The following is a 20,309-nucleotide window of genomic DNA, read 5'->3' as shown; positions in this document are numbered from 1 at the left end:
ACACCCGTTCCCATGCCGAACACGGCCGTTAAGCTCTTTTGCGTCGATGGTAGTTGGGGGCTTCCCCCTGTGAGAGTAGAACGTTGCCGGGCAAACCGAAAGACACCTGAAAAGGTGTCTTTTTTTGGATTTTCCACAAAGCAAAAGAGCGCTGCTTCGAAGAAGGAGATACACTATATGACGGTTATCATGAGATGGAAAAATAAAAATATATGAGAGCAAGCAAATCTGCATTAAATAACAGATTATTCATGCTAAAATAACAATAGTTAGATCTGAACGGAATACAATCAAGGAGGTTGGAGAAGAATGATTTCTTTTGCAGAACCGCTTTACCCGAGTATGGATTTCCTACCGTTTGAAAAAAGGTTATTTCAATCTACAGCTGTTCGTCGTCTCAAGATGCTTGCACATTTAGGAGTAGGTGCGCTTGTATCACCATTAATTCATTCACGATATGATCATTCGTTAGGTTTGTGGAAATTAGTTAGTCACTTTTTTCCTGAGAATAAAGAGCTTCGGGCTGCCGCTATTTTGCATGATGTTGGTCATCTTCCATTCTCAAACGGAATCGAAACCGCTTTTGGTTATGATCACCATGAAATTACGAAACTTCGCATCCAGTCACAAGAAATTCAAGCTATTTTAGATAGCGCTGGAATTGATACCAGCTTGTTAGTAAAGTATATCCTTGAAAAAAGCCCGATAACAGGTTCTGCTAAAGTCCTAGGTTTAGATCATCTTGATTATGTTTTTCGCGCAGCTTACATGGGAGGTTATCACCATCAATCACCATGGTTAACTGTACAACGTTTAGCATGCTCAGAAGAAGGCATTACGTGTGACGAGGAAACGGCTGAACAAATGATGAAGCTTATTGTTAAAACAAATGAGTGGCTTTGTTCGAAAGAGATGTTAGCGACAGAAGCTGTTTTAATTGAGGCAATAAAGTGCGACTGGGCCGAATCTGGTGAGGAAAGAGATGTTTTTCAAGAGCTTACTGATTGGGACGTGCTCTGTATACTAAAGGCATCTCCCGCTCCACGCGCTCGAATGCTCATTCATACATTATTAGAGCAGCCTGATAAATTAATCATTAGAGAAGGGGCAACTGGTAAGGGAATTCCGTTTAAGGTTAGTCGCACAATCAATCTTGGTCCTTCAGTAAATAACCAAGCATATATTGAGTCTACGAAAGGAGAAGAGGCTCTAAGACGCATTAAAAACGTAAATAATCAGTATGAAGTGATCGATTTTACATTTATTGAAGAATGTATTTAAGATGAACAAACACCATAAGTCATTCGCCTACATATAATACGAATGGTAGCTCTCTGTATAAGAAGCGTATTTTGGGCGAGACTTATGGTGGAGGTGGCGTATATGAGAAAATGGGAACGGACTGTCTTTATAAAAACAAAAAGCAAGTGTGGTGTTTGTGGAGAATACCATGCAATTGGTCTCACGCTTGGTTCAGGTTTTGTCTGCAATACTTGTGAAGCCAACATAGTGGCTAGTGATGTAGATGAGGATACTTATCAGGTTTATTTAGATTCAATCAAAAAAATATGGAATTTTTAAAAAGACTTTCATTTTGAAAGTCTTTTTTTATACGTGACGGGGGTTTTAAACTTCGTTAGAATAGAGGAATGTAGAAATCTTAAAAAAGGACGAGCGATTAACCGTGCGAACACCTATTATTGAGGCAATTCATACTCATATTAAAGGAAATCCTATATCCTATCACGTACCTGGACATAAAAATGGCCTCTTGACTACATCATTTTTGCCAGATTTTAAGCAAATTTTTCCGTATGATTTAACAGAACTTGATGGTCTTGACGATCTCCATGATGCAGCTGGCCCTATATATGAATCACAGACGTTATGCGCAGCATTCTATGGTGCAAGCGAGACGAATTATTTAGTAGGAGGCTCAACAAGTGGTAACTTGGCAATGGTCTATGGAGTATGCCAAGAAGGTGATCTTGTATTTGTACAACGCAATTGCCATAAATCTATTTTAAACGCTTTAGAATTTGCGCGTGCAAACGTCGTTTTTTTAGAACCAGAGAGAAGCTCACTTACTGGACATGCTGTTGGTTTGACGTCTGAGACGTTAAAAAAAGCATTGCTCTCACATCCTCATGCAAAAGCAATCATTATGACGTACCCTGATTATTGGGGTACGGTGTTGGATCAAGCAGAGCTCTTCGCTGTTGCAAGGAGAGCAGGTCTCTATATATTAGTAGATGAAGCGCATGGTGCGCATTTTCAAATAGGTATTGAAGATCGCTCTTGTCCGCCATCAGCTCTGTCACTTGGAGCGGATGTGGTCGTTCAGTCAACACATAAGATGTTGCCGTCATTGACGATGAGCGCTTGGATGCATCTTTCCTATGAACTGAATGATCAAATAAAAAGGCAGATTAAACGAGCGTTGGGTATGTTCCAATCAAGCAGTCCTTCTTACTTGCTGCTTGCCTCTCTAGATGCAACTCGTGCTTATGTTGAAAATCATGGAAACGAGGAATATAAAAAAACAATAGCTAGTAAGCTTCTATTAACTGATTATCTAGAAGATGAATTGGGTTTGCATGTTATAAATCACGCGGATGAAGGTTATTTATCAGACCCATTTAAACTTATTGTGAAAGCAAACAATCGATCTGGAAGAAGTTTACTTTCTAGCTTAGCCCGTTTAGGAATATGGGCAGAGATGGCAGACGAAAATCATGTATTATTTGTTTTAGGTTTGGGGGGAAATGCGGTACCTAATAACAATCAACTAACGAGAATCGAGCAGACGGAAAAAGGATCTACAGGTCCTTCATCGTATGCTAATAAAGGAAACAAAGCTTTCTCTGATGTTGTGAATTTAAAACCAGTCTATGAATCAATTGAGGTAATACCCATAAACAAAGCTGTCAACCGCGTATCAGCAGTCGATATTATTCCGTATCCACCTGGGGTTCCATTGCTCTATCGAGGTGAGCTCATTAATAGATCACATATTCAAAAAATCGAGCAGTTGCTTAACAAGAATGTTCGCTTTCAAGGACATCAGCCGGAAAAAGGAATGGTTGTAAACGTATTAGGAGATGAACAATGAGAAAAGGCTACTTTATTACAATTGAAGGTGGAGAAGGGGCAGGAAAAACGACTGTCTTTAATGAATTAGAAAAAAGAATTAGGCAAAAGGGGCATCAAGTTGTGCGAACCCGTGAGCCTGGAGGTGTTCAACTGGCAGAACAAATTCGTGACATACTCCTTCATACAAAAGACATTGATATGGATGATCGTACAGAAGCACTTCTCTATGCCGCTGCTCGAAGGGAGCATTTAGTCAAAAAAGTGATTCCTGCTTTAGAAGAGGGAGCGATTGTCCTTTGTGATCGCTTTATTGATTCGAGTCTGGCTTACCAAGGTTATGCGAGAGGAATCGGGGTTGAGGCGGTACGAGCAATCAATGAGTTTGCTGTTGAAGATTATATGCCTGATTTAACGTTGTATTTTTCTGTTAAACCGGAAATCGGACTTGCTCGAGTCAAAAAAGATCAGGTACGTGACTGGAACCGATTGGATCAAGAAAAGCTAGACTTTCACAAGAGAGTAGAAACAGGGTATAATTTGATTAATGAAGAAGCAAAAGATCGCGTGCAGGTGATTGATGCAAATCAATCAATGGAAAAAGTAATTGAGGACACGTTAAGGATCGTCGAAAAACATATTTAAAAGGAGTGGGGATTAATGAAGCTTATTATGGCAGTCATTCAAGATAAAGATAGTACAAGGTTGTCAGATGCACTAGTAAAGGCAGATTACCGCGCTACAAAGCTTTCAAGTACTGGAGGATTCCTTAAAGCAGGGAATACCACTTTTTTAATAGGTGTGGAAGACGAATCAGTTGAAGATGTAATGGGCATTATTCAAAAAAACTGCCGTAGCCGGGAGCAAGTAGTTGCACCGATTTCACCAATGGGTGGCAATGCCGACTCCTACGTGCCTTATCCAGTAGAAGTACAGGTCGGTGGAGCAACGGTCTTTGTGTTACCTGTCGATCAATTTGAGCAATTTTAAAAGCTGGTGATTTGAATGGAGACTTGGAACGATTGGAAAGAGGCGCAACCACAGGTTGTGCCTATGCTTTTATCTAGCATTAAGAAAAATCGGATGGCTCATGCGTACATCTTTGAGGGACAGGCAGGTAGTGGGAAGCAATCCATTGCACAATTGATGGCTAAAAGCTACTTCTGTACGAACAAAGATGAGTATGAACCTTGTTTAACTTGTAGCAACTGCAATCGAATTGAATCAGGAAATCATCCTGATGTACACGTAATCGAGCCTGAAGGACAGTCAATAAAAAAAGAACAGATTGAATTTCTGCAAAAAGAATTTGCATACCGCTCAGTCGAGACTTCAGCGAAAATATACGTAATAAATGATGCCAATAAAATGACCGTTAGTGCCGCAAATAGTCTATTAAAATTTTTAGAAGAGCCTCAAGGGGAAACCCTTGCGCTACTTTTAACAGAGCAGCCTGCTCAACTTCTACCCACTATAAAATCACGCTCACAGCAGTTACGTTTTTTACCACCGACAAACGAAAGGCTAGCTAAGCAATTAATGAACGATGGTGTTGATAAAAACCATGCCTATTTCTTGGCAGAATTAACTGGGAATAAAGAAGCAGCATTGCAATTAACAGATGCAGACTGGTCTTTTCAAGCAAGAAGCGTAGTGTTACAATTGATGCATGAGCTTTATACAAGACCTGATCAAGCTGCAATGACTTTAGTTGATAAATGGATTCCACTTATGGGGAATCGTTTGCAGCAAGAGACTGGCCTTGAAATGATTGTTTTATGGTTGAGAGACCTTTTATATACGCAAGTTGGAAAGCAAGGTAATCTTATCTTTTCTGATTGCCAGAAGCAATTTGATGAGATTGCGCTCTTAACGTCACAGCGTGTAATAAGCCAATCATTGGCAAACGTGCTCGAGGCCAAAAGGCAACTAAGTGCCAATGTTTCAATACAGCTAGTGATGGAGAGACTGCTTTTCACGATACAGGAGGGCTAGTTTTGCACGAGGTTGTAGGTGTCCGATTCAAAAAAGCGGGCAAAATATATTATTTTTCTCCTGGTTCGTTTCAAATAATAGGGAATGAAGCGGTTATTGTTGAAACGTCCCGTGGCGTTGAATATGGAAGAATTGTCGTGCCACCAAAGTTTGTTGAGCCACAAGATGTTGTTTTACCTCTGAAGCAAGTCATACGAATTGCGACGGCTGAAGATACAAAATCAGTAAGGGAAAATCGTCAGGCAGCGGACGAAGCTCTTAGTCTTTGTAATGAAAAAGTAGCTGAGCATAAGTTAGATATGAAACTTGTGGATGTGGAATATACATTTGATCGAAATAAAATTTTGTTTTATTTTACCGCAGACGGTCGAATTGATTTTAGAGAACTCGTTAAAGATTTGGCGTCAATTTTTCGAACAAGAATTGAGCTACGTCAAATTGGTGTGCGGGATGAAGCAAAAATGCTTGGTGGAATAGGTCCTTGTGGGAGAATGTTATGCTGTTCAACGTTTTTAGGAGATTTTGAGCCTGTTTCAATTAAAATGGCTAAAGACCAAAACTTGTCACTAAACCCTGCCAAAATTTCTGGTCTCTGTGGACGATTAATGTGTTGTTTGAAGTATGAAAATGACACATATGAAGAAGCTAAGAAGGAACTACCTGATATTGGGAAGCAGATTATGACACCTGACGGAAAAGGAAAAGTCGTTGGTCTTAATTTGCTTGATCGAATTGTTCAAGTACAGCTTTTCGAACAACAACAGACGCTTGAATATGCTTTTGATGAACTAGCGAAAAAAGAAAAAGTCACTTCAAAAGCAACAGAATAATGAGGTGAATGATATGGATAAGAAAGCCATATTCATGCAGGTTTCAAGTCTTGAAGAGCGAATTGGCGATTTGCACGATGAATTAAGAGGACTGAAAGAACAGCTCGCTTATCTTATAGAAGAGAATCATTATTTACACATAGAAAATGAGAATTTACGAAAACGTTTAGAACCGGAAAAAGAATCGGCTGAGCTACCAGAGCAGGAACGAAAGAAGATGGTTGGCGAAGGACATGAAAATTTAGCGCGATTGTATCAAGAGGGTTTTCATATTTGTAATACTCATTACGGCAGTATCCGACCAGAGGGAGACGATTGTTTGTTTTGCTTGTCGTTTCTACACCAGAAATAAGGTTTCAAGGTATCATATAAAAGCCGGTTTCTTAATGAACAACGACTGTTCTGAGAACCGGTTTTTTTTGAGACAAGAAAGGACAAATGATGTTAGTAGAAGGAGAACGTATTGATCGAATAGCAGGAACAAGGGATTCAATTATACAAAGCCAGGATGTGTTTTCTTATTCCATTGATGCTGTACTACTTGGTCGTTTTGCTTCTATACCGATAAAGGCAGGGCGCATTCTTGATTTATGCAGTGGCAATGGAATTGTTGGTTTAGTGGTAGCCGGACGAACAAAAGCAACGATCCAACTGGTGGAGCTTCAGGAACAACTTCATTCAATGGCCGAACGCTCTATTAAATTAAACGATTTAACCAATCAAATAGTCTCGCATCAGCTTGATGTGAAAAACCTTCAAAATGCGTTCTCGCATGGTGAATTTGACACAGTAACATGTAACCCTCCTTACTTTCCTGTTCATTCAAATAAGCTAATTAAAGAGAAGGTTGCTATTGCTCTCGCTCGTCATGAATTAGCCTGCACATTAAATGACGTCATTTCCTCTGCAAGCTTTGTTCTCAAGCATGGGGGAAAGTTGGCTATGGTTCATCGCCCGGAACGATTAGCAGAAATGATGCTGGTTATGCAGCAAAATGGAATTGAGCCGAAGCGTATTCGGCTTTGTCATGCCCGAGAAGATGAACCTGCTACAATCTTATTGGTAGAAGGAATAAAAGGTGGGAAACCTGGCTTACGCATTGAGGCTCCATTGTTTATCTATCAAGCAGATGGAGAATACACGCAGCGCTTTCAACAGGAGTATTTTAACGAATGAGTTTTTATATATATGTACTTGAGTGCAACGATGGCAGCTGGTATACAGGCTATACCAATGATATTGAGAAAAGGCTTGTAAAACATCAGCAAGGCAAAGGTGCAAAGTATACACGAGGCCGTGGACCGTTTAAACTGATTTGGAAAGAGTGTTTCTCTACAAAAGAAGAGGCCATGCGGGAAGAATATGCGTTCAAACGAAAAACAAGGAAAGAAAAAGAGCGGTATATTGCTCTGAGAAAAGAGGCAATAAATGATTGAACAAAAAAGTTATGCCGGTGAGAGTGGAATGCTTTATTTAGTACCAACCCCAATTGGGAATTTAGAGGATATGACTTTCAGGGCAATCCGCATCTTAAAGGAAGCAGATTGGATCGCAGCAGAAGATACGAGACAAACAAAAAAGCTGACAACACACTTTGATGTTCACACACCGCTTATTAGCTACCATGAGCATAACAAACAGGTGTCAGGAGAAGAGTTAGTAACAAAACTTAAACAAGGCGCAACCATTGCACTTGTTAGTGATGCTGGAACGCCTGGAATATCAGACCCTGGAGAAGATCTTGCCAAACTATGCATTGCTGAGAAAATCAAAGTGATAGCTCTTCCAGGGGCAAATGCGGCGTTAACCACTCTAGTTGCATCAGGCTTGTCTGCAAAGCAGTTTACGTTTGTTGGTTTCTTACCAAGGAACAAGAAAGATCGAAAAGAAGAGCTGGAACGAGTAGAGCCAGCCAAAGAAACATTGATCTTCTATGAAGCACCGCATCGGTTAAACCAGACGCTGCAAGCTCTCTATGACGTACTTGGAGATCGACAGATTGTTATTGGTCGGGAATTGACGAAGAAATTCGAGGAGTTCCAGCGTGGCACAATAAGTGAATCATTGAATTGGGTCAAGACAGGTACGATTAAAGGAGAATTCTGTATCTGTGTAGAAGGAAAAAGTGGGGCTTCTGTGGAGGAAGACGGATGGTGGACTGCGTTGACAGAAGTTCAACATATTAACCACTATGTAACTCTCGGTCTTGCGCAGAAAGAAGCAATCAAACAAGCTGCTAAAGATAGAGGCGTGCCAAAAAGGGAGTTATATCAAAGTTACCATTTAGGTGAAACATAAAAAAAACCTGCTGTAAAACAGCAGGTTCTTATTGTTATTTTTTAGAAACATAATCTTGAAGTTGCTCAAGAATCGCTTCGGCACCTTGAGGGCTAAGAATAATCTTTCCATTTGCAAGAGCCAAGTTGTCGTCCGATACTTCTCCAGTAATTTGACAAGTCATGTTAGCCTTGTATTTCTTTAAGATAATGCGGTCATTATCGACGTAGATTTCAAGTGCATCTTTCTCAGCAATATCTAACGTACGTCTAAGTTCTATTGGAATAACAACGCGGCCGAGTTCATCCACTTTCCGAACTATTCCTGTAGATTTCATTCCCAGTTTCCCCCTCAAATTGGTGAAGTGATGTTGCGGTCAAGATAAATTTTATGTCATAATTCGACATAATTCTATAGTAATCTAAGAATAACAATATTTCCAAAACAAGTCAATCTGTTTAAATAAAAAAACTTATATTTTATGACAATTTATTTTCTGTATATAAAAAGTTAAGCTAGGAACTTGTAAAAAAGGGAGCAACTCAACGATTAGGCTCATTTTAATGGAGGGTAAAGTATGGACGTTAATCAGGAACTTATAGCAAAATTAAAGCATTCAAACGAAATATTGCGAAAAACATATTCAAATAGTCATAGTCAAAAAGATTTAATTCGACAAAAAGTGACTAAAAGTGCGACGCTCATTCGACAAATGGCTAGACTTAGTCCTAGTCATTTAAGGGATTTTTTAACAGGAAGAAAAGTTGCGGGAACGGATGGATCAGTCAACCAAACAAATGGTGAGCCGCCACATATTTTATACTTTTTTCAAGCCTTAGCAAAAACGACCGACGGGTTAGAGCAGTGGAAATCTGATCTTTACGTTCCGTTAATTGAAGAACAGGAAGAGACGCCAGCTAAGTGGCGATCGTATTTGCTTGCAAAGCTTGAATTAGAAGCAGCGATTGCGTTAATAGATGAGCAAAATATCGGGATGATGCTTATGGATGGCGCTCTCTACCATTATCGTATTGATGCGCCGCAAGAATGGGAAACGTTGCGGTCACTAGCCTTGCAAAAGAACACACTTTTAGTTGGAGTATCAGAGGAAATTACAACAGAGAACCTTATTAAACAAGCGAGTTTCCAAGATTTTGCGAGAAATCCATACTCCTATGATCGTGATTTATTATTTGGTGTACTGAAGCCAGAGGAAATGGTCTACTTTGAAGAGATTCAACATAAAGCCGGTTTATCCTCCGTATGGATGAGGCTAGGTTCCACACCTACAATAACGGGGTTTGATATGCTTGAAGAACAGGCGACCAAAATGGAAGCTGTTGGTGATTTATTATGTACGTTAACGCCGAGAGAGGGAAGAGGGATTCCCCTATGGCTAGATCATATTGATAAAGAAATACGAATTACCGATCGATTGGTTGATGGGTTAGTTGAGCAATATTTAGATCCAGATATACGCAAACAATTTTTCACAAAGATGCGGCAAGGACGCCCTTACTAAGGAGGAATAATCATGCAAATCGTTGGTATAACCACGCAACATGAAGTACATGTTGCTTCTAAAACACATAAATTTCGGATGAATGAAATGCTTGTTATTGAAGATTCTTTGCTACATGAACCAAAAGGTGAGGTAGTCGAGACCTTTTCTTATAATCGTTACATTCCGATGGGGATGGAAAAAGGGCTTGTAGACCGTGATGTATTGGAGACATTAGAAGCCATTGGCTATGACATTGGACAAGATGACATCCACTTGGCGAAAGTGCGCTTATTTGAGGAGGCACAGATTCCGATACAAACAGGTGCAAGTGTACGTCATCCAGCGTTTGAAGAGATTAAACATCTCTTACTAACAACGAGTTCGACTCAAGGTATGGTGCTTGGCGAAATCAAGTCAACTGATTTTATTGCGGAGACCATACCAGCTGAACTAAGCGATTTAATGCTCATGCAGGAACAGGGTGAGACGCGGGCGCAAAATGGGGTTCCTTTTATTTTTGATATTCGTGCGATGCAGCAGTACCCACATATTGGTGTGTTTGGCGGGTCAGGATCAGGTAAATCCTTTGGTCTCCGGGTCATGCTTGAAGAGTTGATGAAATTAAAAATTCCTGCACTGGTGTTTGATCCTCATTTTGAGATGAATTTTTCTGGTAAAACAGAGGCTGCGCAGGAAACAATTGATTACAAGCAACGATATGAGGTTTTTCAAATTGGGCGTGATGTAGGAGTGGACTTCTCTGCATTAAATACACGTGATGTGGAGCGGCTTCTCGGTGCAGCAGGTTCATTAACAGAGTCAATGGTTAACGTCATTCAAACGCTGCATAAGAAGAAAGACAGTTACCAATCGTTTAGTGACCGCATCGCTAATCTGATTCAAGCACTCGACTTAGGAAAGCAGAAAGTAGATGGAATGCTTCATGATGGGGGCATGACGCGAGAAGAGATTGCCCGATTTGATACGTTTCGCAAACTGCTTGATCAATTTGGTAGCTTACCTCCTTCATCGGTTAAAGGAATTCAGTGGCGTGCCAACCGTTTAAATCAAGCCGGCTTGTTTCAACAAAACATTCGTGCGATCGAACAAAGCATTCATAATGGAAAGCTTGTTGTTGTTCAAGGTGCGGTTTGGCTCTTGCAAGTTTTTTCAAGCTATGTCATCGGTACTCTTTACGCCAAAAGACGATCGTATAAAGACGCAAAACTACAGCAACAGCAGAGCGAGTTTTTCCCGCCATTTGTTGTAGTCACGGATGAAGCGCATAACTTTGCACCCAAAGGTTATGATGCGCCTGCTAAGTCGGTTCTAAAAGAAATTGCACAAGAGGGTAGAAAATACGGGACGTTTTTAATCTTTGCTACGCAAAGACCAACGTTGCTTGATGAGACGATAACGGCACAGCTTAACTCAAAGTTTGTGTTTCGGACAGTGCGAGGAACCGATATACAGACCATAAAAGAAGAAACCGATTTAACAGCAGAAGAAGGGAAACGCCTACCTTATTTACGCTCTGGTGATGTGTTTATTTCATCTGCCATTATCGGAAGGACGATGGCTGTTCGCATCCGTTTGGCTCACTCGACGAGTCCTCATACAATGAATCCATTTGATGAGCTCGATCAAATGAATGTAGCAGGAGACGAGGAATTGTTGGCAGCTTTGAATCCATTTTTACCAATGGCTGAGATGCATGTGATGCAGAAACTGGATGCGTTAAACCAAAAAGCTGCGAAATCTTGGGATGTGTCAGAATGGAAAACAGAGCTTGAGCGATTATGTGCCGATGGAAAGCTGAAGAAAGAAAAAACACCGTTTGCTACATTGTACGACTTAGCTTGACAAAAGGATGTATGATTGGCTATATTTTTGATAAGAATGAAGCTATATCATACATTTCGATGAGCGGATAAGTACAAACCATGCATGTGTAAAAGAGAGCCGGGTCAGCTGAAAGCCGGACATATGCACTTTGGAAAATGGTCCAGGAGAAGAACGACCTTCGAGCCTTTTAGGTAAGGGGGAAGCGTGTGCCAGCGTTAATGGCCTTGAGCCTCTACTAATTCTTTATAGTGAGGGAAATTTGGGTGGTACCACGTGAGCAAACCTTTCGTCCCGATCAAGGACGAGGGGTTTTTTGTGTTAATAAGAGAGGATGAAGAACATGAGTAAAAAATCGTTTTACCTTACAACGCCAATCTACTATCCAAGTGGAAAATTGCATATTGGCCATACGTATACGACCGTTGCTGGTGATGCAATGGCCCGTTACAAACGCCTACGTGGCTATGATGTCCGTTATTTAACTGGTACGGATGAACACGGACAGAAAATCGAGCAAAAAGCAGCAGACCAAGGCATAACGCCGCTTGAATACACGGATAAAATGGTTGAACCTATAAAAGAATTATGGTCAAAGCTGGATATTTCTTATGATGACTTTATCCGAACAACGGAAAAGCGGCATACCAAAGTGGTTGAAGCAATTTTTGAACAACTACTGGCGCAAGACGATATTTACTTAGGTGAATATGAAGGTTGGTACTGTGTGCCAGATGAAAGCTTTTTTGGTGAGCGTGAGCTGGTTGATCCGATTAAAGATGAAGCGGGCAATATCATTGGCGGAAAGAGCCCGGACTCTGGACACCCAGTGGAAAAAGTGCGTGAGCAATCCTATTTTCTAAGAATGAGTAAGTATGCAGATCGGTTGCTTAAGCATTATGAAGAAAACCCTGATTTCATTCAGCCGGTTTCCCGCAAAAATGAGATGGTTAATAATTTCATCAAGCCTGGTTTACAGGACTTAGCCGTATCACGTACGTCCTTTACATGGGGCGTAAAAGTGCCAAGTGATCCGAAGCATGTTGTGTATGTTTGGATCGATGCCTTGACAAATTATATTACGGCGCTTGGTTATGGTTCTGAAGACCAATCATTGTACGAAAAATTCTGGCCAGCCAATGTACATTTAGTAGGAAAAGATATTTTACGATTCCACACAATTTATTGGCCGGTCATGTTAATGGCGCTTGACCTTCCATTACCGAAAAAAGTATTTGGACATGGATGGTTTCTAACAAAAGACGGCAAAATGTCTAAATCAAAAGGAAATGTCATTGATCCCGCTCCTTTAATTGATCATTTCGGGCTTGATGCGATTCGCTATTATTTATTGCGCGAAGTACCATTTGGTTCTGACGGTGTATTCACGCCAGAGGCATTCGTGGAGCGCGTTAACTATGATTTAGCGAATGACCTTGGGAACCTATTAAATCGGACGGTTGCAATGATTAACAAGTATTTTGAGGGCTCGATCCCGACGTATGTCAAGAGTGCAACGCCGTTTGACGAAGATCTGTTAGATTTAGTCCAAGCAACTACTACAAAAGTAGAAAATGCGATGGAAGAGATGGAGTTTTCGATTGCCCTTACAGCGATTTGGCAGCTTGTCAGTCGGACAAATAAATACATTGATGAAACTCAGCCGTGGATGCTGGCAAAAGAAGAATCAAATAAGGAGCAGCTTGGATCAGTAATGTATCATCTTGCTGAATCATTGCGTATTATTTCTATATTGATCCGACCATTTATGACGCGGACGCCGGAGAAGATGTGGGCACAATTAGGCATTGATGAGACTATAGCCGGTTGGGAATCAATACGGACGTTCGGACAAATACCAGAGAACACCAAAGTAAGCAAAGGCGAGCCTGTATTTCCACGTCTTGACGTTGAAAAAGAAGTCGACTATATCGTTGAATTAATGGGTGGCAAGGCAGAGCCAGAAGTGGAAGAAATTGAAGATGAGAATGAAATAACCATTGAAGATTTCTCTAAAGTAGAATTAAAGGTAGCTGAGGTAATTCAAGCTGAGCCAGTTGAAGGCGCAGACCGTCTTTTGAAAATCCAGCTTGATTTAGGCACAGAAAAGAGACAAGTTGTATCGGGTATTGCAAAATACTACAGCCCCGAAGATCTTGTTGGTAAAAAAGTTATCTGTGTCACAAACTTGAAACCTGTAAAGCTACGAGGTGAATTGTCACAAGGAATGATCTTGGCAGGTTCTAAAGGAAAGAAATTAAAATTAGCAACTGTTGACGGTGCATTACCGAATGGGACACAAGTGAAATAGCGATGAGTAACAGGGAGAACAACGTGTTCTCTCTGTTTTTTTATAAATTATATGAAGCAAGGATGCCAAATAAAGGGATGTTCTTCTATAATTGAAACGATACAATTAAATCAAACTTTTTATAAAAAGGGATAAATATAAACCAAAAAAACTATTGAAATCGCTTTCTCAATCGATTATGATCTTATTGAAACGTTTCAATTGAAAAGAGGAATACAGGTATGCCTACGTTAAAAGATGTTGCAAAAATGGCAAAGGTAAGTGTGTCAACAGCTTCCTATGCTATGAATGGAAGTTCGCTTATCCTACCAGAAACAAAACAGCGTGTATACGACGCTGCAAAAGAACTAGGTTATCGCATTAATGGTTCAGCAAAAAATTTAAAGAAAAGCAAGACAGAAATTGTGGCTGTTTTTATTAGTGGATTCACTGGGCCTGTTTTTAATGAAATGCTTGAGGGTGTCCATGATTATGTTGCAAAGCAAGGATATGAGTTAGTTGTTTGTGCTTCAAACGATAAACATCGTTTAATTGTTGAGAATCATTTTGATGGTGCAATTGTCCTTAATTATCATATGGAAGATGAACTGTTGGAGATGGTCGCTTCCGAGAAAATGCCAATTGTTGTTCTTGATCGGGAAAGCAATAACCCGCATATACACCCCTTGCTCTTACCAAATGAAAGTGGTGTGAAGCAGACATTAGAAGCGATTGTAGCCGAAGGACATAAGCGTATCGGCTTTATGGCAGGTCAGGAAGTTTCCTTTGACGGTGAAAAACGCTTTGATGCGTATCAATTATTTATGCAGGAGCATGATCTGCCTGTTTACTATGGTGACCTCATTCGTGCTGATTTCACCGAATCAAGCGGATACGAGTGCATGAAGGGCTACTTGCAACGACAAGAAGGAAAAACAACTGCAACGGCTTTTATATGTGCCAACGATGAAATGGCAATTGGTGCGATGCGTGCCATTAAGGAAAAAGGGTTAAAAATTCCAGAAGACATTGCGATAGTAGGGTTTGATGATATTCCTACTGCGAAGTACACTGATCCAGCTTTAACAACTGTCCGTGTGAATAAAAAGCAATGGGGCAAGGAAGCAGCAAAGCGTTTATTAGATGTAATTGAGAAAAAGACTCTAGAAAACATTGAAGAAACAAGAGTGGATTTAATTAGAAGAAGATCACTTTAGTAAAAAGAAGCGAGAATAGATGTAAGAAAGAGGAGAGATGACGATGAAAAAATATTTGTTTATGCCACTGGGAATTATGCTTGTAACACTAGCTGCTTGTGGAGGTGGTGATGATGCCACTACAGAAGAGGGAACTGGCGAAGACCAAGTTACAATCACATATGCAAGCTGGGGTGTAGCACAAGAAGGCGAAGAAAATCTGGATACTCTTATGATTGAGGCGTTTATGGATGAACACCCCCATATTAATGTGGAAATTGATCGTTCAATTGATGGATCCGATTGGAACAGTTCACTAGCTTCTGCAGCAAGTGCTAGTGAAATGCCTGATGTCTTTTCCATCGCAGAAGTACCTCTTGGTTTAAGCAATGATTGGCTTCTTGATTTAAACGAAGTAGTAAATGAAGATAGCGAGTTCAATGATATTCCTGAAGCCGTTCGTAACGCAGTTGTTTACAACGATTCTTTGTATGCGGTTCCATCAGGGACACAAATACTAGGATACTTTGTTAATAAAGATCTTTTCAATCAAGCAAACCTAGACATCCCAGCGTACGGATTAACCCTTGATGAATTTTCAGCAGCGATTCGTGACACATCTGATGTACAACAAGGCGTATCAGGGATCAATCAAATCTTCTCTATTCCAGATTGGTATCCTTCTGTTGTTGATGAAACAGCTGGCTGGTACACATTTAATGAGGAAACGGGTTATGACTTAGCGAGTTCAAGCTTCATTAATGGCGTACAGTTGGCAGCGGACCTTGCAAATGGAAATTATGCTTATGATTCTTTAAGTGATGAACAAAAGGAACGTTTTGCTGGAGATAACGCGGAAGAAGTTTGGTTAAACGGGGATATTGCACTTAAATGGGACGGTACATGGAGCCTTGAAGGCCTAACAAATGATGCAGAGTTTGACTGGGATTTCGTTGGGATTCCTGGGGGGCGTCCTGTTGTCACGAATGATTACTTAGGAATAGCGAGTTCTACTGAGCATGCGGAAGAGGCTTATTTATTCTCTAAATGGATGGCATTCGGTAAGGATGGGTTCTTAAAACGAATTGAGCTTGCAGACGAAGCTGGTCTTGTTGTGAACAAACTTCCAGTAACGGCTGATCAAGAAGTATTGGATCAATTCTTCGCAAACATTGATGTTCCTGGAGTTGAGCAAGCATATGAAGACATGGATAATGCAGTGATTGAGCCGATGAAAACAGTCCCTGGATACGTTGATTCGCGTTGGGAAGCGCCAACAGGAATTGCTATTGGTGATGAAGCAAATGCCAATATCGCTGCTTTAATTGATGCCGCTGTTCGCGGTGAGATTAAAATTGAAGACTATGCTTCTCAATTAAATGATCTGGCAAACAATCGTTATGAGGATAGCAAAGCTGCGATTGATTGATCCAATCCTGAAACAAGGAGGGAGAAGCAACGAATGCTTCTTCCTTTCAAGCATTTAAGGGAATGGGGGGATAGGTATGGTACTAAAAGGAAGAACGCTCTATTTGACGGTTGCTGCTCTTGTTGTTCTTTCTCCGACTGTTGCAGCTGAAGAAATGACTACAGAACTAGAAGAGATGGAGTTGCCATACGCCGAGACTTTGCAAGAGTGGCAGAGCCAGTATAACAACGTAGATAGTGCACCACAGCTGTATACCGTAACGGATTTTGCAGATGTAGAAGAAAGTGAAGGCGATGCGCTGGACTGGGCAGAAGTAGAACAATTCTCTCTTGAGGCTGAAGTGGCTGAAGCCGGTTTATATAACATTCGCGTTGACTACCGTTTAACTGAGGAGTCGCTCGTTTCGACTGAAGGGGCAATTCGTATAAATGGTGGTTATCCATTCTCTGAAAGCCGTGGGATTCATTTTCCAAGTGAATGGGTTCAGAATGAAACAACGTTTGAACAAGATCTACATGGAGCAGATATTATGCCGAGTCAGAGTCAATTAACCCAATGGCAGTCTGTTCAATTAAGTGATTCAAGAAGCGTTGAGCCTTTCGCATTTGCTCTTGAGGAAGGAATGAACACGATTGAATTTATTCATTTAAGAGGTGCCATTGATTTAACTCGTGTGACACTCGAGCCTATTTCAACAATTCCTACTTATGATGAATACATAAATCGTTTTACTGGTGAAGTCATCAACGATCAATTGATTTCAATAGAAGCGGAACACCCAACTTCAAAAAATGAATCGTCCATTCGACCGATCGTGACGCAGGACCCGTCTGTTTCACCTTATGAAACTGGTAGCAGGAGATTAAATACTTTCGGTGGAGATTCGTGGAAAGTAAGTGGACAGATGGCAAGTTGGTCGTTTGAGATTGAAGAAAGTGGTTTTTATTCGATTACCCTTAAGGCACTTGCTGATAATGATTCGAATAAAGACATTTATCGCAGTGTGTATGTTAATGGTGAGATACCATTTGATCATTTAACAAGCTACGCGTTTCCACAAAGTTCTAGTTGGCAGAATGAAACCTTGTCAGATGAAGACGGCGAGCCTTTTCAGTTTTTTCTAGAAGCTGGCGAAAATACGATCAGTCTAAGAGTAGATGATACACCAACTCAAGGTGTACAAGCAGAACTATCTTCATTAATGTCAGAAATTGATGAATTAACGTTATCGATCAAACAATTGACAGGGAATCAACACGACGCCAGCAGAGGCTGGCGAATTGAAGAATATATACCGGATGTATCATCGCGTTTATCTGAATGGGCTGAAGACATTGATGGTGCAGTAATTGAATTAAGAGAAGCGAGTACCGATGGGACTGATAGCGTCCAAGCCGTTTCGTTACAGGTAGCAGCCGATCGACTCAGGTCATTGGCGGAGTCACCAGATGATTTACCAAACCGTCTATCTGAGTTGTCTGAGGGATCAAGTTCTGTATCCCAGGTGCTAGGTGATGTACTTGTTGCCTTAAGAGATCAACCTTTATTGCTTGATAAACTTTATATCCATGGCGATGTGAGTTTACCAGATCCAGAAGCGGGCTTATGGATGAAAACAAAAGAATCGTTTAGTCGTTTTGTCCATTCCTTTAGCGGGGATGACGTAGCAACAGTAGATGTAGATGATGATGTGATTGACGTCTGGGTGAATCGTCCGCGTCAGTATGTTGATCTTTTGCAGCTCATGGCAGACCAACAATTCACACCGGAAACAGGAATTAAAGTTAGCTTTTCATTAATGCCGGATGAACAAAAATTAATCTTGGCGAGTGCTGCTGACAGTCAGCCTGATTTAGCGTTGGGTATTAGCAACTGGCTTCCTTATGAGTTGGCTATTCGAGGTGCCGCTGTTGATTTAAGTCAGTTTGATGGATTTGACGAATACATTCGCCAATTTGCTCCGGGAGCATTTATGCCACTAATGATTGAGGATGGAATTTACGGGCTACCGGAAACGCAAGATTTCTCCGTTTTATTTTATCGAAATGACTTAATGGAAGCACTATCACTTCCTGTCCCTGATACATGGGGGGATGTGGTTGATATATTACCTGAATTACAGCGTTATGGGATGAATTTTTACTCACCTATTGCTGGCGGTGCTGCATTTAAACCGTTTGCGGCAACTGCACCATTTATCTATCAGTTTCAAGGTCAAATTTTTGAAAGCGATGGTATGGGCGTTGCTTTGAATGAAGATGAAGCCCTGCAAGGCGTGCAGTTTATGGCTGACTTAAACACAATTTACAGCACACCTCTTCAGGTTCCCAATTTTTATAATCATTTTCGCTATGGTTCATTGCCTGTTGGCGTAGGAAATTTTGCAACTTATGTGCAGCTTACTTTTGCAGCACAGGAATTAACAGGCTGGGATATTGCCTTGCATCCAGGTGTGGAACAAGCGGATGGTTCGGTCTCTCGCTGGGCAAGTGGTGCCGCACAGGCAGGAATGATTTTTAATGGTAGTGAGAAGCAAGACGATGCCTGGGAGCTGTTACAGTGGTGGATGAGTAAGGAGACACAATCTGAATTCGCGCAAACCTTGCAAATGACTTACGGAGCAGAATATATGTGGAACACAGCTAACATTGATGCATTTGCTGAGCTACCGTGGCCAGAGGAACATAAAGACGTAATACTAGCGCAGTGGGAACAACTAATTGAAGTACCAAAAACACCATATGCTTATATGGTCGAACGTGAGATAAGCAACGTTTGGAATAAGATGGTCTTTGACGGGGAGAATGCACGATCGGCTGTAGATGATTCCATTATTACGATTGATCGAGAGATGCGAAGAAAGATGGAGGAGTTTGGCTATATGGAGGATGGCAAGATTATTCGTCCTTACCCGATTCCGACCATTGAAGATATTGAAGAAAGAACGAGGGAGAGCGAATGAATTCACAACCAAAACAGCATGTAAGTACAGCGATGTTTTTAGCTCCCTATTTACTATTATTCTTCTTATTTATCGTTATCCCGGTCATTGCTGCCATTGTCTTGTCATTTACGTATTTTAATGCGATTGAGTTTCCAAGCTTTGTTGGGTTAGCCAACTACGTCAATGTATTGACACAGGACAGCGTGTTTATGCAGTACGTGCTGCCTAATACGGTTATATTTGCATTGATTGTTGGTCCTGGCGGCTATATCTTGGCGTTTATTTTGGCCTGGATGCTCGCTCAAATTTCCAAGATACCTAGAACGATACTCGCTTTAATTATTTATTCGCCATCGATGACGTCAGGCATTGCTATGGCAGTTGTCTGGTCTATTATTTTCAGCGGGGATCAGAGTGGCTATTTAAACAGCTTACTGATGCAATGGGGTCTTGTATTTGAACCGATTCAATGGCTCCAATCACCGCAATATCTACTTGCGATTATGATTGTTGTGACACTTTGGGGAAGCATGGGCGTAGGGTTTCTCGCGATGTTGTCTGGTGTAATGAATATTAATAAGGAAATTTATGAGGCTGGTTACATTGATGGAATTAGCAATCGGTTTCAAGAAATTATTTATATAACAATCCCATCAATGCGACCGCAAATGTTGTTCGGGGCAGTTATGGCAATCGTGCAGACATTTCAAGCAGGTGCAATTGGTGTCGCCTTGTCTGGGGCAAACCCAACGCCGCAATATGCCGGTCAATTAATGGTAAACCATCTAGAAGATTTCGGCTTTATCCGCTATGAAATGGGTTATGCAGCCGCAATATCGGTTATTTTACTTCTATTTGTCTACATTTTTTCAATTGTTGCACGACGTCTGTTTGCTGATAAGGATTAGGAGG

Annotated in this window: 19 protein-coding genes and 1 rRNA gene; 19 read left to right on the top strand and 1 reads right to left on the bottom strand. The window is 40.9% G+C overall.

Annotated features, from left to right (window positions below; translation table 11 throughout):
• From rrf to rsmI, 12 genes are all read left to right on the top strand, one after another.
• Positions 1-92, top strand: a 5S ribosomal RNA gene (gene rrf / locus JOC54_RS21350); the annotation flags it as partial.
• Positions 93-309: 217 nt separating this feature from the next.
• Entirely contained in the window at positions 310-1,281 is a 972-nt protein-coding gene (locus JOC54_RS21345) for an HD domain-containing protein (protein WP_204469050.1), read from the top strand.
• A 102-nt stretch (positions 1,282-1,383) separates the two neighbouring features.
• Entirely contained in the window at positions 1,384-1,581 is a 198-nt protein-coding gene (locus tag JOC54_RS21340; protein ID WP_054794767.1) for a sigma factor G inhibitor Gin, read from the top strand.
• Positions 1,582-1,684: 103 nt separating this feature from the next.
• Positions 1,685-3,112 (top strand): aminotransferase class I/II-fold pyridoxal phosphate-dependent enzyme, encoded by a 1,428-nt coding sequence (locus tag JOC54_RS23475; RefSeq protein WP_204469048.1) that lies wholly within the window; start codon positions 1,685-1,687, stop codon positions 3,110-3,112.
• Complete coding sequence (gene tmk / locus JOC54_RS21330; RefSeq protein WP_204469046.1) at positions 3,109-3,735, top strand: dTMP kinase; 627 nt, start codon at positions 3,109-3,111, stop codon at positions 3,733-3,735. The genes JOC54_RS23475 and tmk overlap by 4 nt, the downstream gene beginning before the upstream one ends.
• 15 nt (positions 3,736-3,750) lie before the next feature.
• Positions 3,751-4,080 (top strand): cyclic di-AMP receptor DarA, encoded by a 330-nt coding sequence (gene darA / locus JOC54_RS21325; protein ID WP_035420845.1) that lies wholly within the window; start codon positions 3,751-3,753, stop codon positions 4,078-4,080.
• Between the two features lie 15 nt (positions 4,081-4,095).
• On the top strand, positions 4,096-5,085 hold the full coding sequence (gene holB, locus JOC54_RS21320; RefSeq protein ID WP_204469044.1) for a DNA polymerase III subunit delta': 990 nt from the start codon (positions 4,096-4,098) through the stop codon (positions 5,083-5,085).
• Positions 5,086-5,087: 2 nt separating this feature from the next.
• Positions 5,088-5,915: a PSP1 domain-containing protein gene (locus JOC54_RS21315; RefSeq protein ID WP_035420843.1), complete on the top strand. Its 828-nt coding sequence runs from the start codon at positions 5,088-5,090 to the stop codon at positions 5,913-5,915.
• A 13-nt stretch (positions 5,916-5,928) separates the two neighbouring features.
• Complete coding sequence (gene yabA / locus JOC54_RS21310; protein ID WP_035420842.1) at positions 5,929-6,267, top strand: DNA replication initiation control protein YabA; 339 nt, start codon at positions 5,929-5,931, stop codon at positions 6,265-6,267.
• A gap of 86 nt (positions 6,268-6,353) precedes the next feature.
• On the top strand, positions 6,354-7,091 hold the full coding sequence (locus JOC54_RS21305) for a tRNA1(Val) (adenine(37)-N6)-methyltransferase (protein WP_239586865.1): 738 nt from the start codon (positions 6,354-6,356) through the stop codon (positions 7,089-7,091).
• A complete protein-coding gene (locus JOC54_RS21300) occupies positions 7,088-7,351 on the top strand; it encodes a GIY-YIG nuclease family protein (protein WP_054794763.1) in 264 nt (87 codons plus the stop codon). Before JOC54_RS21305 ends, JOC54_RS21300 begins: the two co-directional genes overlap by 4 nt.
• Positions 7,344-8,213: a 16S rRNA (cytidine(1402)-2'-O)-methyltransferase gene (gene rsmI / locus JOC54_RS21295; RefSeq protein WP_204469042.1), complete on the top strand. Its 870-nt coding sequence runs from the start codon at positions 7,344-7,346 to the stop codon at positions 8,211-8,213. The genes JOC54_RS21300 and rsmI overlap by 8 nt, the downstream gene beginning before the upstream one ends.
• 34 nt (positions 8,214-8,247) lie before the next feature.
• On the opposite strand, the gene abrB is transcribed toward rsmI, so the two are convergent.
• On the bottom strand, positions 8,248-8,529 hold the full coding sequence (gene abrB, locus JOC54_RS21290; protein WP_035420838.1) for a transition state genes transcriptional regulator AbrB: 282 nt from the start codon (positions 8,527-8,529) through the stop codon (positions 8,248-8,250).
• A gap of 240 nt (positions 8,530-8,769) precedes the next feature.
• Here abrB and JOC54_RS21285 point away from each other — a divergent pair, with 240 nt between their 5' ends.
• The 7 genes from JOC54_RS21285 (at position 8,770) to JOC54_RS21255 (ending at position 20,305) form a co-directional block, all read left to right on the top strand.
• Positions 8,770-9,714 carry a DNA double-strand break repair nuclease NurA gene (locus tag JOC54_RS21285; RefSeq protein ID WP_204469039.1) on the top strand — a complete coding sequence of 315 codons (945 nt, stop codon included), beginning with the start codon at positions 8,770-8,772 and terminating at the stop codon, positions 9,712-9,714.
• A gap of 12 nt (positions 9,715-9,726) precedes the next feature.
• Complete coding sequence (locus JOC54_RS21280) at positions 9,727-11,559, top strand: ATP-binding protein (protein ID WP_204469037.1); 1,833 nt, start codon at positions 9,727-9,729, stop codon at positions 11,557-11,559.
• Between the two features lie 322 nt (positions 11,560-11,881).
• Entirely contained in the window at positions 11,882-13,849 is a 1,968-nt protein-coding gene (metG, locus tag JOC54_RS21275) for a methionine--tRNA ligase (RefSeq protein WP_204469035.1), read from the top strand.
• A gap of 221 nt (positions 13,850-14,070) precedes the next feature.
• The gene (locus tag JOC54_RS21270) at positions 14,071-15,045 is read left to right on the top strand and encodes a LacI family DNA-binding transcriptional regulator (protein ID WP_204469033.1); all 975 of its coding nucleotides are present in this window, start codon (positions 14,071-14,073) and stop codon (positions 15,043-15,045) included.
• Between the two features lie 43 nt (positions 15,046-15,088).
• A complete protein-coding gene (locus JOC54_RS21265; RefSeq protein ID WP_204469031.1) occupies positions 15,089-16,453 on the top strand; it encodes an ABC transporter substrate-binding protein in 1,365 nt (454 codons plus the stop codon).
• Positions 16,454-16,529: 76 nt separating this feature from the next.
• On the top strand, positions 16,530-19,415 hold the full coding sequence (locus JOC54_RS21260) for an extracellular solute-binding protein (RefSeq protein WP_204469029.1): 2,886 nt from the start codon (positions 16,530-16,532) through the stop codon (positions 19,413-19,415).
• A complete protein-coding gene (locus tag JOC54_RS21255; protein ID WP_035420835.1) occupies positions 19,412-20,305 on the top strand; it encodes a carbohydrate ABC transporter permease in 894 nt (297 codons plus the stop codon). The genes JOC54_RS21260 and JOC54_RS21255 overlap by 4 nt, the downstream gene beginning before the upstream one ends.
• Positions 20,306-20,309: the final 4 nt, after the last annotated feature.

The sequence above is a fragment of the Shouchella xiaoxiensis genome (genome assembly GCF_016907895.1).
In the GTDB taxonomy this organism is placed as follows: Bacteria; Bacillota; Bacilli; order Bacillales; family Bacillaceae_D; genus Shouchella; species Shouchella xiaoxiensis.
Note: the sequence above shows the minus strand (reverse complement) of the source record. Positions and strands in the feature narration are given on the sequence as shown.

Excerpts from the sequence above, each read along its gene's own strand:
- JOC54_RS21285 (WP_204469039.1), top strand. The coding sequence starts at position 8,770 with ATGGACGTTAATCAGGAACTTATAGCAAAATTAAAGCATTCAAACGAA.
- abrB (WP_035420838.1), bottom strand. The coding sequence starts at position 8,529 with ATGAAATCTACAGGAATAGTTCGGAAAGTGGATGAACTCGGCCGCGTT.
- JOC54_RS21305 (WP_239586865.1), top strand. The coding sequence starts at position 6,354 with ATGATGTTAGTAGAAGGAGAACGTATTGATCGAATAGCAGGAACAAGG.
- JOC54_RS21340 (WP_054794767.1), top strand. The coding sequence starts at position 1,384 with ATGAGAAAATGGGAACGGACTGTCTTTATAAAAACAAAAAGCAAGTGT.
- rsmI (WP_204469042.1), top strand. The coding sequence starts at position 7,344 with ATGATTGAACAAAAAAGTTATGCCGGTGAGAGTGGAATGCTTTATTTA.
- darA (WP_035420845.1), top strand. The coding sequence starts at position 3,751 with ATGAAGCTTATTATGGCAGTCATTCAAGATAAAGATAGTACAAGGTTG.
- tmk (WP_204469046.1), top strand. The coding sequence starts at position 3,109 with ATGAGAAAAGGCTACTTTATTACAATTGAAGGTGGAGAAGGGGCAGGA.
- JOC54_RS21280 (WP_204469037.1), top strand. The coding sequence starts at position 9,727 with ATGCAAATCGTTGGTATAACCACGCAACATGAAGTACATGTTGCTTCT.
- JOC54_RS21260 (WP_204469029.1), top strand. The coding sequence starts at position 16,530 with ATGGTACTAAAAGGAAGAACGCTCTATTTGACGGTTGCTGCTCTTGTT.
- holB (WP_204469044.1), top strand. The coding sequence starts at position 4,096 with ATGGAGACTTGGAACGATTGGAAAGAGGCGCAACCACAGGTTGTGCCT.
- JOC54_RS21300 (WP_054794763.1), top strand. The coding sequence starts at position 7,088 with ATGAGTTTTTATATATATGTACTTGAGTGCAACGATGGCAGCTGGTAT.
- JOC54_RS21270 (WP_204469033.1), top strand. The coding sequence starts at position 14,071 with ATGCCTACGTTAAAAGATGTTGCAAAAATGGCAAAGGTAAGTGTGTCA.
- JOC54_RS21345 (WP_204469050.1), top strand. The coding sequence starts at position 310 with ATGATTTCTTTTGCAGAACCGCTTTACCCGAGTATGGATTTCCTACCG.
- yabA (WP_035420842.1), top strand. The coding sequence starts at position 5,929 with ATGGATAAGAAAGCCATATTCATGCAGGTTTCAAGTCTTGAAGAGCGA.
- JOC54_RS21255 (WP_035420835.1), top strand. The coding sequence starts at position 19,412 with ATGAATTCACAACCAAAACAGCATGTAAGTACAGCGATGTTTTTAGCT.
- metG (WP_204469035.1), top strand. The coding sequence starts at position 11,882 with ATGAGTAAAAAATCGTTTTACCTTACAACGCCAATCTACTATCCAAGT.
- JOC54_RS21265 (WP_204469031.1), top strand. The coding sequence starts at position 15,089 with ATGAAAAAATATTTGTTTATGCCACTGGGAATTATGCTTGTAACACTA.